This is a genomic window from Rhizobium aethiopicum, from assembly GCF_014197535.1.
Classification (GTDB): Bacteria; Pseudomonadota; Alphaproteobacteria; order Rhizobiales; family Rhizobiaceae; genus Rhizobium; species Rhizobium aethiopicum_A.
Genome location: NZ_JACIFV010000002.1, coordinates 336,052 through 348,369, shown reverse-complemented (window position 1 = coordinate 348,369; position 12,318 = coordinate 336,052). Strand labels below are relative to the sequence as shown.

The following is a 12,318-nucleotide window of genomic DNA, read 5'->3' as shown; positions in this document are numbered from 1 at the left end:
TGTGAAGCCGTTATGAATGGAGCCGAAACCGCCGCGACGCTTCGTCGCGATCCAACAAGAGGGAGCCGTATATAGGCTTGTCCACAACCGCAAACGAGCTCCGGATTTGGGGTTGCAACGCAAAGCCTTTGCGATAAGGTGCGGACTGACCTGCACGTAAGAGGTCGAAAATCGGGAACAAATGTCTAATAAAGGCGCAAAGCCTAGAAAGGTGGACCCATGATGAAGCAGTTCACGAAAAAATTTCTCGCTTCCGCAATGCTTGGCACATTGCTGGCGTTTTCGGCGCACGCGGCGACGCTCAACATCCACAATGGCGGCGATCCGCAGTCGCTCGATCCGCAGAAACTTTCCGGCGACTGGGAGAATCGTATTGCCGGCGACATTTTCGAAGGCCTCGTCACCGAAGACGCCAAGGACAATCCGGTCCCTGGCCAGGCCGAAAGCTGGACCATTTCGCCTGACGGCAAGGTCTACACCTTCAAGCTCCGCGACGGCATCAAGTGGTCCGATGGCCAGCCGGTAACGGCAGGAGACTTCGTCTTCGCCTTCCAGCGCCTCGTCGACCCGAAGAACGCCGCCGACTACGCCTATCTGCAGTTCACCATCAAGAACGCCGAAAAGATCAATAAGGGCGAGATCACCGATCTCAGCCAGCTTGGCGTCAAGGCGATCGACGACAAGACACTCGAAATCACCCTGGAAAATCCGACTCCCTATTTCCTCAATGCGCTGATGCACTACACGGCCTATCCGCTGCCGAAGCATGTCGTCGAGGCGAAGGGCCAGGATTGGGTTAAGATCGGCAACATCGTCACCAACGGCCCCTATAAGCCGGTCGAATGGGTTCCCGGCTCGCACGTCACAACAGTCAAGAACGACCAGTGGTATGGCACCAAAGACCTGAAGATCGACGGCGCCAAGTTCTTCGTGCTCGAAGACCAGGAAGCGGCGCTGAAACGCTACCGCGCCGGCGAATTCGACATCCTCACCGACTTTCCCACAGACCAGTACGAATGGATGAAGAAGAACCTGCCGGGCCAGGCGCATGTCGCCCCCTTCTCCGGCCTCTATTATTACGTCGTCAACTCGCAGAAGCCTCCTTTCAGCGACAAGCGCGTCCGCCAGGCTCTCTCCATGGCGATCAACCGCGAAGTGATCGGCCCGCAGATCCTCGGCACCGGCGAACTGCCGGCCTATTCCTGGGTTCCGCCAGGCACGGCCAATTACGGCGAGCCGGCCTATGTCAGCTGGAAGGACCTGCCTTACAAGGATAAGGTCGCCGAGGCCAAGAAGCTGCTCGCCGACGCAGGATTCGGCCCAGATAAGCCGCTCCACGCGGTCCTCAGCTACAATACCAATGACAATCACAAGCGCATCGCCGTCGCGATCGCGTCCATGTGGAAGCCGCTCGGCGTCGATGTCGAGCTCGTTAACGCCGAAACCAAGGTGCATTACGACCAGATGCAACGCGGCCAGGTGGAAATCGGCCGTGCCGGCTGGCTCGCCGATTACAATGACCCGGACAACTTCCTGAACCTCCTGGTGACGGGCGTGCAGATGAATTACGGCCGCTGGTCCAATCCCGATTACGACAAGATGATCAAGGACGGCAACGCCGAGACCGATCTGAAGAAGCGCGCCGAAACCTTCAAGAAGGCCGAGCAGCTGGCGCTGGATGAATCCGCCGCCTTGCCGATCTACTATTACGTCTCGAAGAATGTCGTTTCGCCGAAGATCGAAGGCTTTGTCGACAACATCCAAGACATCCACCGCACGCGCTGGCTGTCGATGAAAGAGTAAGGGAAAACGGTCCTTCCCGCACACTGCGGGAAGGACCGGCCCACGACCATGATCAAATACGCTCTCCGTCGCCTGCTGTCGACGATCCCCGTCATGTGGATCGCCGTGACAGCCTCGTTTTTCGTCCTGCGCCTTGCTCCCGGCGGCCCCTTCGATGGCGAAAGGCCATTGCCGCCGGTCATCCTCAAGAATCTCGCGGCCCACTACAATCTCGACAAGCCGCTGATCCAGCAATACCTGCTCTACGTCGGAGATCTGCTCAAGGGCGATCTCGGCCCCTCCTTCTCCAGCGAGGATTTCAGCGTCGCCCAGCAGATCATGATCGGTCTGCCCTATACTTTCACGATTGGCACGGCCGCTTTCCTGCTCGCCATCCTCGTCGGCGTGACCGTGGGCTGTCTCGGGGCGCTCTACCAGAACAAGACGCCGGACTACATTCTCGGCAGCCTCATCCTGATCGGCGTCGTGCTGCCGAACTTCCTGATCGCGCCGATCCTGCAATTGATCTTCGGCATCCACCTCGCCTGGTTTCCGGTCGGCGGCTGGGGTGACGGCTCGCTCAAATTCCTCGTGCTGCCGATCGTCGTTCTGGCCCTTCCCCATGCCGGGCGCATCTCGCGCATCACCCGCGGCTCGATGATCGAGGTGATGAACCAGAACTTCATCCGCACCGCCAAGGCCAAGGGCATCGGCCCGCGGCTGACGGTGATGCGCCACGCGCTGAAGCCTGCATTGATGCCTGTCGTCTCCTATCTCGGACCGGCTGCAAGCTACCTTCTCACCGGCTCGCTGGTTGTCGAGAGCATCTTCGGATTGCCCGGCATCGGCCGCTACTTCGTCAATGCGGCGTTGAACCGCGACTACGGCATGGTTCTCGGGACGGTCATCTTCTACATGGTGCTGATCGTGTTCCTGAACCTTCTCGTCGATATCGCCTATGCGTGGCTCGATCCGAAAGTGAGAAACCGATGATCCTCAATCCCGCAAAACGCGAGCTGCTCGCAGAGGAGCTTCTGCAGGCCGAAGGCCTGGCGCCAGAAGGCCGTTCGCTCACCAGGGATGCGCTCCGCCGCCTGGCGCGCAACAAGGCGGCAGTGCTGTCAATCGTCGTCCTGGGGCTGCTGATCCTCGCCGCCTTCCTCGGCCCCTGGTTCATTCCCTTCAACTACGAGGACCCGGATTGGGCGGCCTTCCGCATCCCGCCTTCGATCGAGACCGGCCATTATTTCGGCACCGATCCGAACGGCCGCGACCTTCTCGCCCGGGTGCTCTATGGCACCCGCGTCTCGCTGGCCGTGGCGCTGACGGCAACCGTCGTCTCTGTCGTCATCGGCGTGCTCTATGGCGCGATATCGGGCTATATCGGCGGAAGACTGGATGCGATCATGATGCGCTTCGTCGACATCATGTACGCGCTTCCTTACATCCTCTTCGTCATCCTGCTGATGGTGATCTTCGGCCGCAACGTCTATCTGCTCTTTGCCGCGATCGGCGCGCTGGAATGGCTGACCATGGCCCGTATCGTCCGCGGCCAGACGTTGTCGATCAAGCATCGCGAATTCATCGAGGCGGCGCGTGCCTCCGGGCAGCGGCCGTTCAAGATCATCGTCAAGCATATCATCCCGAACCTCGTCGGGCCGGTGGTCATCTTCGCGGCGCTGACCGTGCCTGAAATCATCGCCACGGAAAGCTTCCTCTCCTATCTCGGCTTCGGCGTGCAGGAACCGCTGACCTCGCTCGGCACGCTGATCGCCGAAGGAACCGACGCCATGGAAAGCATGCCCTGGCTGCTGATCTTCCCGGCAAGCTTCCTCGTCGCCCTGCTGCTCAGCCTGCTTTTCATCGGTGATGGCCTGCGCGACGCGTTCGACCCGAAGGATCGATAGAATGCTCCAAGAAAAAGACATCCTGCTCGAACTCAAGGATTACTCGATCACCTTCGCGACGCCCGACGGCGAGGTGAAGGCGGTCTCCAACATGAACCTCACCGTCCGGCGCGGCGAGCGCATCGCCATCGTCGGCGAGTCCGGCTCCGGCAAGAGCCAGACCTTCCTCGGCATCATGGGCCTGCTTGCCAAGAACGGCAGGACGACAGGACAGGCGCTGCTCGAAGGCAAGGACGTGCTGTCGCTGAAGTCGCGCGAGCTCGACCAGATCCGCGGCAAGGACATGGCCATGGTCTTCCAGGACCCGATGACGGCGCTGAACCCGTCGCTGAAGATTTCCCGACAGCTGACGGAACAGCTGGAGGTTCACCGCGGCCTGACGGCGCGCGCGGCATCCGACGCTGCCCTCGACATGCTGAAGCGCGTCGGCATCCCCGACCCGACGCGGCGCTTCCACCTCTATCCGCACGAACTCTCCGGCGGCATGCGCCAGCGCATTGTCATCGCCATGGCGCTGCTCACCAAGCCGAAGCTCCTGATTGCCGACGAGCCGACGACGGCGCTCGACGTCACTATCCAGGCGCAGATCCTCGATCTCTTCAACGATCTGACGGCGGAGATGAACACAGCGCTCATCATGATCACCCACGATCTCGGCGTCGTCGCCGGCCTCGCCGACCGCGTCGCCGTCATGTATGCCGGCCGCATTGTCGAGGAGGCGCCTGTCGACGAACTCTTCGATAGTCCCGCCCATCCCTATACGGCGGCGCTGCATGCCTCGATCCCGCGGCCGGACCAGGATGTCGATGACCTCGTCGTCATCCCCGGCCGCCCGCCGAACCTGCAGCACCTGCCGAAGGGCTGCAATTTCTCGCCACGCTGTTCGCAGGTCCAGGACGATTGCATCGACCGCCCGCCGCCGCTCGAAACCCTGGCGCCGCGCCACTGTGCGGCCTGCTATCACCCGTTCCCGCGTCGTGAGGAGTTGCTGAACCATGGCTGACCGATCGCTGCTGAGGGTCGAAAACCTCACCACCCAGTTCGAACTGCCGGCGAAAGGCCTCTTCAAGCCGCCGGTCTTCCTTACGGCCGTCAACAATGTCAGCTTCGATCTCGCTGAAGGTCGCACGCTCGGCGTCGTCGGCGAATCCGGCTGCGGCAAATCCACGCTTGGCCGTTCCATCCTGCGGCTGTTGAAATCGCAGAGGGGCCGCATCCTCTGGCAGGGCCGCAATCTTCTCGACCTGTCGGAGGAGGAGATGCGCGCCGCGCGCCGCGACATGCAGATCATCTTCCAGGATCCGATCGCCTCGCTCGACCCGCGCATGACGGTCGGCGACATCATCGCCGAGCCGCTCACTGTCTTCGAAACGAAGCTTTCGAGGGCCGAGCGTACCCAGCGCGTGCGCGAAATCATGAGCGCCGTCGGCCTCGTGCCTGAGATGATCAACCGCTATCCGCACGAGTTCTCCGGCGGCCAAGCGCAACGCATTGGCATTGCGCGTGCGATCGTCACCAAACCGAAACTCATTGTCTGCGATGAGCCGGTTTCGGCCCTCGACGTTTCGATCCAAGGCCAGGTCATTACGCTCCTGCGTAGGCTGCGAAAGGAATTCGGCCTGACGCTGATCTTCATCAGCCACGACCTCTCCGTCGTGCGCCTGATCTCCGACGACGTGCTGGTGCTCTATCTCGGCCGCGTGGTGGAATCAGGCGACTGCGCTACCGTCTTCGATCATCCCGCCCATCCCTATACGCAGGCGCTCTTTTCCGCAGCCCCGATCCCGGATCCGAAGCTCGCGCGCCTGCGCACCCGCATCCGCCTGCAGGGCGACCCGCCCTCGCCGCTCAACCCGCCGAAAGGCTGCGTCTTCTCTCCTCGCTGCTGGAAGGCGACCGACATCTGCCGCACCGAAATGCCGCCGACCGAGGAGGTTCGTCCCGGCCAGAAGGCCGCCTGCTATCATATGGACAGGCCGTGAATGGAACGAGGGCCGCATGAAGCGGCCTTCGCTTTTTCCAAACGCTTGTCACGTTCCCTTCGCGGCGAAACGGCCAAAACACAGATACTTCGGAATCTATAGCCTCCGATAACAAAGATTTAGATGCGAATATGTTATCCCCATCCTCGCCTAATCATGGGCTTGGGGAACCGCATAAATGAAATCGAAACTGTCCGGATTGATCGCGCTTGCCGCCGCCATCATCGCCACCTCCGCCGTATCGTCACATGCCGAAGATTTGAAATTCCAGCTCACCAACGGGACCAATTCCGTCCTGACGCGCTTCTACAGCTCGCCGACCGGCGTCAACAACTGGGAAGAAGACGTCTTCGGCGAGGATGTCCTCAATCCGGGCGAGACCGTGAACATCACCATCGCCGACGGCCGCACCGTCTGCAAATACGACATGCGCTTCGAATTCGACGAAGACTCGAACCTCGACACCACCGAAGACACGCAGGATCTTTGCGAGCTCGGCAGCTACACCATCCACGAATAAACACCTTCGCGCTCGCCGCCTTCGCTTGCCCGCGAAGGCGGCTTTCGGTTCCTTGTCCCAATGGCGCTCGCAATATCGACGCTTGTCACTCCGCCCGGCTCCGCGTATCAGCGGATGAAGCGTTAATTCAAAGCGATAGAGCGGCCTGTTGCATCAGCGGCGCTCCGATGCCGGGAGGACAAGGTGAACGGAAGACGGTTTCTGTCGATCGGTGAATGCATGGTGGAGCTCTCGCAGGCCGGCGACGGCCTGCTGCGCAAGGGCTTTGCCGGCGATACCTTCAATACCGCCTGGTATGCCCGCGCTTGCCTCGGCCCCGACTGGTCGGTCGATTATTTCACCGCGCTCGGTGACGACGCCATGTCGGACGAGATGGCTGCCTTTATCGCTGGAGCGGGTATCGGCACGAATCTCATCCGCCGCATCAAGGGCAAGACGCCCGGCCTCTACATGATCAACCTGAAGAACGGCGAACGCTCCTTCAGCTATTGGCGCGACAGTTCGGCCGCCCGCAGCCTGGCTGCTGATCCGGATCATCTGCGCGAGGCGGTGGAAAGCGCTGAAGTCATTTATTTCTCCGGCATCACCCTTGCCATCCTGCCGCAGGAGGATGCCGCAACGCTGCTCTCCGAAATCCGCCGCGCCAAGGCAGCCGGCAAGCTCGTGGTTTTCGACCCCAACATCCGTCCACGCCTGTGGTCGAGCTACGATGTGATGCATACGACGATCAGCGAAGGCGCTCGCTCCTCCGTGCTCGTCATGCCGAGCTTTGACGACGAGGCCGCTCATTTTGGTGACGATTCCATCGAGGCGACCATTCATCGCTACCGCGCGCTGGGCGCTCTCGATATCGTGGTCAAGAATGGCGCGGACGGTGTCAACTTGAATTTCGGCGGCGAGGAGACCTTCGTTCCGGCCGAAAGGGTCAAGAAGGTCGTCGATACCACGAGCGCCGGCGACAGTTTCAACGGCGCCTTCCTCGCACGATATCTTGAGAGTCAGGACGCGCCGGCAGCCGCCCGCTTCGCCGCAGGCGTGGCGGCTCGCGTCGTCAGCGAGCATGGGGCGTTGGTTGCAAGAGAAAAACTCGGGTTGAGCGGTCGCTGAACCCGCGCATGACGATCGCGCAGGTGTGCCATGCGCGGGCGCTCCCCGCTTTATCGGCATTCTTCCCCGTCAAGGGCGTAAAAATCAGGACTTCGTCGGCCGATCCGTCTCGCGAACCGCCTCGTCATGATACCAGCAGCTGTCGAGCGCTGCGTCGCAGACATCAGCCGCCTCGCGCTCCATCAGCTTGGCGCGTTCGAACCGGTTTGCGGCCCGCGTCGGTTTGACAGGAAACTGGTAGATCGTCGCGGATTCACGATGAAAACCGGTGGGCATGAGATCGCCTCCATTCCGTTCGGCGCATCGATATCAGGACTGCGACCATAGCATGATGCACATAGTTTATGCAAATTGCACAAAATATATGCATGAAGTAACTATGATTGATCCATATGCTGTCTACGACTGAAGCTTCCGCCTATTTGTTCAACACTTCACCATTTCGAACTAACGCCCAAATTTTCATCCGGTTCCGAGGCAGGAAACCTCTTTATCCTCCTGATGAATCAGCCTTCGATCGTTCAAACGGGCTTCTTTCGAGAAAGGGAAAAGTGCGGATCGACCGGCCGATTTAAGATTTTTCTTATGTCGGCAATCAAACTGGCACGCTACGTGCTTCGATAGGTGCATCCCCTGGCGGTCGGATGCGTTTGCGCGCCCAGATCGTCTCCGGGTTTGCTCACCTTCGTCGCATTGAGAGAGTCACGATGACAAAATATAAGCTCGAGTATATTTGGCTCGATGGGTACACCCCGGTACCGAACCTGCGTGGCAAGACGCAGATCAAGGAATTCGACGCATTCCCGACGCTGGAACAGCTTCCGCTCTGGGGCTTCGACGGCTCGTCGACGATGCAGGCCGAAGGCCGCAGCTCCGATTGCGTGCTGAAGCCCGTCGCCATCTATCCCGACCCGGCCCGCGCCAACGGCGTTCTCATCATGTGCGAAGTCATGATGCCCGATGGCGTCACGCCGCACCCGAGCAACGCCCGCGCCACCATCCTCGACGACGAAGATGCCTGGTTCGGCTTCGAGCAGGAATATTTCTTCTACCAGAACGGCCGCCCGCTCGGCTTCCCCGAGCAGGGTTATCCGGCTCCGCAGGGCCCCTACTACACCGGCGTCGGCTATTCTAATGTCGGCGACGTCGCCCGCGAGATCGTCGAAGAGCATCTCGATCTCTGCCTCGCTGCCGGTATCAACCATGAAGGCATCAACGCCGAAGTGGCCAAGGGCCAGTGGGAATTCCAGATTTTCGGCAAGGGCTCCAAGAAGGCCGCCGACCAGATCTGGATGGCACGCTACCTGCTGCAGCGCCTGACCGAAAAATACGGCATCGACATTGAATATCATTGCAAGCCGCTCGGCGACACCGACTGGAACGGCTCGGGTATGCATTGCAACTTCTCGACTAAGTACATGCGCGAAATCGGCGGCAAGGCCTACTTCGAAGCGCTGATGGCGCAGTTCGAAAAGAACCTGATGGACCACATCAACGTCTACGGTCCTGACAACGACAAGCGCCTGACCGGCAAGCACGAAACCGCTCCGTGGAACAAGTTCTCCTACGGCGTTGCCGACCGTGGCGCTTCGATCCGCGTGCCGCACTCCTTCGTCAAGAACGACTACAAGGGCTATCTGGAAGATCGCCGCCCGAACTCGCAGGGCTGCCCCTATCAGATCGCTTCGCAGGTTCTGAAGACGATCTCGGAAGTTCCGCTCGCCGGTTCGGCTTCCGCTGCTGCCTAACCTCCCAAGCGGCGCCGGTCCCCGATCGGCGCCGTCATTTTTTCTGCCTGAAAACTGCGATCAGCCCCTGACATATTCGCGGCGATCGAGCCGCTAAAAGCCTGAAAACACTGGCAAGCGGCTGTAATATTTCCATCATGGTCATGCCTCAAAATAGGAAAGCGGGAATCGCCGTTCCGGAACCCCGCTTTGGGGTTGAGCGTTGCCATATCACTGCAACGCGGATGGAAATCGCGACATGCTGCAACGTCCGGCAAATACTTATAGCGGCGAGAGCTGGGCCAATGCCGCCGCCGCCGGAAATCTGCCGGAAAGGCTGGTAATCGTTACCGATGCCTGGCACCCGCAGGTCAATGGAGTCGTTCGCTCGATCGAGAACACCAATCGCGAACTGGCGAAAATGGGGGTCGAGGTTGCGATGGTGACGCCGGAGCGTTTCCACAGTATCCCCTGCCCGACCTATCCGGAAATCCGCCTGTCGATTGCCAATTACCGACGTGTCGCGCGAGAGATCGAAAAGCACAATCCGACCTATGTGCATATCGCCACCGAAGGTCCGCTGGGATTGACCGCCCGCCGCTGGTGCCTGCGCAAGCGCATGCCGTTCTCAACCAGCTATCACACGCGCTTTCCGGAATATGTTTCTGCCCGCCTGCCGATCCCGGAGAGCTGGCTCTACGCCTTCGTGCGTTGGTTCCACAATGGCGGCGCCGGCTGCATGGTGGCGACGCCAAGCCTTGCTCGCGAATTGTCCGCGAGAGGCATCAAGAACCTGATGCCCTGGACCCGCGGCATCGACGCCACGCAATTCCATCCGATGCCGCTTGAGCCGGAGCCTCTTGGCCTGCCTCGGCCGATTTTCATGACCGTCGGCCGCGTGGCTCTGGAAAAGAACCTGCCGGCCTTTCTCGATCTCGACCTGCCGGGCTTCAAGGTCGTCGTCGGCGATGGTCCGGCGCGCGCCGAACTGGAGCAGCGTTATAAGAACGTCCATTTCACCGGAGTGAAATTCGGCGAGGATCTGGCGAAAATCTATGCCCAGGCCGATGTCTTCGTCTTCCCCTCGCTCACCGACACCTTTGGCAACACCATTCTCGAAGCCTTGGCATCGGGCGTGCCGGTCGCCGCCTATCCCGTCACCGGCCCGCTCGATATCATCGGCGAGGACAGCGAGGTCGGAGCACTCGACGCCGACCTGCAGGCAGCATGCCTGGCCGCTCTCTCCGCCTCGCGCACCAAGGCGCGTGAGCTTGCCATGCAATATTCTTGGGAAGCGGCAACGCAGCAATTCATCAACAATATTCGCGCTGCCAATGGGGTCATCACGCCGAAATGGAAAAAGGCTTGGCAATTCGCCAAGTCGCTACCAAGAAGCAGAAAGCCCGGCGAAACCGCCGGGCCTCTCCCATCCGGAGATTGATCGACGTTACTTGTAAGTGCCTGGAAAGCGCCGGCTATATCAGGCGCCAGCGCAGCCGCGAGGACGAACGCGTCGTCGCGCTTCGGCTGACGGAGGAAGGTAAGTGCCTCAAGGAAAAAGCGACTGGCAATCCCCGGCTGCATCGCCGCCGCTACAGGCTGAGATCGTGGCGCTGCGCGAGGCGTTGAACAAGAGCGTGGCTTAGCGATAGACTACCACCAAGATAGCAAGGTCGCCTGGAGTACCCCCTCTGCCCTGCCGGGCATCTCCCCCACAAGGGAGGAGATCGGCTGGGCGGACCCGCTCGTTCCAACATCAATTGTTTGGAGAGATTCCATCCACGAGTCGATCTCCCCCCTTGTGGGGGAGATGTCCGGCAGGACAGAGGGGGGTGCACGGCGGGCTACGTCGAACCCTACGTCCGCCTCTTCTTCGACTCGTACGGATTATCAGGCGAACGGAAATGGATGCGGATCGGCACGCTCGGCATATCAAAATCGGCGCGCAACCCGTTGATCAGGTAGCGCGTATAGGATTCCGGCAGCGCGTCGGAGCGGGTGCACGAGATCATGAAGGCCGGCGGACGGGCCTTGACCTGCGTCATATATTTCAGCTTGATGCGGCGGCCGGAAACGGCCGGTGGCGGATGTTGGATCTGCTGCGTCTCCAGCCAGCGATTGAGCCGCGCCGTCGAAATACGCTTGTTCCACACCCTGTCGGTATCGATGATCGACTGCATCAGCTTGTCGAGTCCCCAGCCGGTCTGGCCGGAGATCGGCACGGCGCGAATGCCGCGCGCCTGCGGCAGCAGCCGATCGGTCTTTTCACGCAGATCCGCAAGCACCGCTTGCCGGTCCTCGATCATGTCCCACTTGTTGAAGGCGAGCACGGCCGCGCGACCCTCGCGCAGTACGAGGTCGACGATCTGCAGGTCCTGCTTCTCGAAGGGGATTGTCGCATCGAAAACGATGACGACGGTTTCGGCGAAGCGGATGGCCCGCAGGGCATCGGCGACCGAAAGCTTCTCCAGCTTCTCCGTCACCCGCGCTTTCCGGCGCATGCCGGCGGTATCGAACATTTTGATGGTGCGGCCGCGCCAGTCCCATTCCACCGAAATGGAATCGCGGGTGATGCCTGCCTCCGGGCCGGTCAGCAGCCGATCCTCGCCGAGGAAGCGGTTGATCAGCGTCGACTTGCCCGCATTCGGCCGGCCGACGATTGCCACTCGCAGCGGCTTGGTCTCGTCATAAGCTGGCTCTTCGTCCTCGTCCTCACCCTCATCAGCTGAGTGGGGAATATCGACGTCCGTGACGGCAACATCCTCCTTGGCATAGGCCCGGTCCTTGCCGATCGCCTCGACGATCGCGTCGCGCAGATCGAGCATGCCTTGCCCGTGCTCGGCCGAAATCGGCGTCGGCTCGCCCAGCCCCAGCGTATAGGCGTCATAGAAGCCGCTGTCGGAGCCGCGCGCCTCGGATTTGTTGGCGACGAGCACCACCGGCTTGCCGCGCCGGCGCAGCATTTCGGCAAGAGCGGTATCCACAGGCGTCAGCCCGTTCTTGGCGTCGACGACGAAAAGCGAAAGATCAGCCTCATCGATTGCCGCTTCGGTCTGCGCGCGCATCCGGCCCTGCAGGCTTTCCTCGTCGGCTTCTTCCAGACCGGCCGTGTCGATAATCGTAAAGGTCAGCCCCATCAGCCGCGCATCGCCCGGCCGGCGGTCGCGCGTCACGCCTGGTGTATCATCGACGAGCGCAAGCTTCTTGCCCACCAGACGGTTAAAAAGCGTCGACTTGCCGACATTCGGACGACCGACGATGGCGACCGTGAAACTCATTCTTTTTCCTTAAAA

General features: G+C 60.7%; 11 protein-coding genes and 1 pseudogene. 10 read left to right on the top strand and 2 right to left on the bottom strand.

From position 1 onward, the window contains the following. Positions 1-222: 222 nt before the first annotated feature. The 7 genes from GGD53_RS04780 (at position 223) to GGD53_RS04750 (ending at position 7,298) form a co-directional block, all read left to right on the top strand. Complete coding sequence (locus GGD53_RS04780) at positions 223-1,803, top strand: peptide ABC transporter substrate-binding protein (protein ID WP_184454330.1); 1,581 nt, start codon at positions 223-225, stop codon at positions 1,801-1,803. A 48-nt stretch (positions 1,804-1,851) separates the two neighbouring features. Continuing rightward, the gene (gene oppB / locus GGD53_RS04775) at positions 1,852-2,775 is read left to right on the top strand and encodes an oligopeptide ABC transporter permease OppB (RefSeq protein ID WP_184454058.1); all 924 of its coding nucleotides are present in this window, start codon (positions 1,852-1,854) and stop codon (positions 2,773-2,775) included. Then, the gene (locus tag GGD53_RS04770; RefSeq protein ID WP_184454056.1) at positions 2,772-3,689 is read left to right on the top strand and encodes an ABC transporter permease; all 918 of its coding nucleotides are present in this window, start codon (positions 2,772-2,774) and stop codon (positions 3,687-3,689) included. The genes oppB and GGD53_RS04770 overlap by 4 nt, the downstream gene beginning before the upstream one ends. Before the next feature lies 1 nt (position 3,690). After that, entirely contained in the window at positions 3,691-4,692 is a 1,002-nt protein-coding gene (locus GGD53_RS04765) for an ABC transporter ATP-binding protein (protein ID WP_184454054.1), read from the top strand. Further along, a complete protein-coding gene (locus GGD53_RS04760; protein WP_184454052.1) occupies positions 4,685-5,671 on the top strand; it encodes an ABC transporter ATP-binding protein in 987 nt (328 codons plus the stop codon). Before GGD53_RS04765 ends, GGD53_RS04760 begins: the two co-directional genes overlap by 8 nt. 178 nt (positions 5,672-5,849) lie before the next feature. Then, positions 5,850-6,191, top strand: coding sequence for a hypothetical protein (locus tag GGD53_RS04755; RefSeq protein WP_184454050.1), 342 nt, complete (start codon positions 5,850-5,852; stop codon positions 6,189-6,191). Between the two features lie 183 nt (positions 6,192-6,374). After that, positions 6,375-7,298, top strand: coding sequence for a PfkB family carbohydrate kinase (locus GGD53_RS04750; RefSeq protein ID WP_184454048.1), 924 nt, complete (start codon positions 6,375-6,377; stop codon positions 7,296-7,298). A gap of 84 nt (positions 7,299-7,382) precedes the next feature. On the opposite strand, the gene gstI is transcribed toward GGD53_RS04750, so the two are convergent. After that, positions 7,383-7,574, bottom strand: coding sequence for a glutamine synthetase translation inhibitor GstI (gstI, locus tag GGD53_RS04745; protein ID WP_184454046.1), 192 nt, complete (start codon positions 7,572-7,574; stop codon positions 7,383-7,385). 431 nt (positions 7,575-8,005) lie between these two features. Here gstI and GGD53_RS04740 point away from each other — a divergent pair, with 431 nt between their 5' ends. The 3 genes and pseudogenes from GGD53_RS04740 to GGD53_RS31610 all read left to right on the top strand — a co-directional run. After that, complete coding sequence (locus GGD53_RS04740) at positions 8,006-9,046, top strand: glutamine synthetase beta-grasp domain-containing protein (RefSeq protein WP_184454044.1); 1,041 nt, start codon at positions 8,006-8,008, stop codon at positions 9,044-9,046. A gap of 238 nt (positions 9,047-9,284) precedes the next feature. Beyond that, entirely contained in the window at positions 9,285-10,466 is a 1,182-nt protein-coding gene (locus tag GGD53_RS04735) for a glycosyltransferase family 4 protein (protein WP_184454042.1), read from the top strand. Positions 10,467-10,480: 14 nt separating this feature from the next. After that, positions 10,481-10,671, top strand: a pseudogene (locus tag GGD53_RS31610) (transcriptional regulator, SarA/Rot family); the annotation flags it as partial. 210 nt (positions 10,672-10,881) lie between these two features. Here GGD53_RS31610 and der read toward each other — a convergent pair. After that, positions 10,882-12,303, bottom strand: coding sequence for a ribosome biogenesis GTPase Der (der, locus tag GGD53_RS04730; protein ID WP_064804199.1), 1,422 nt, complete (start codon positions 12,301-12,303; stop codon positions 10,882-10,884). Positions 12,304-12,318: the final 15 nt, after the last annotated feature.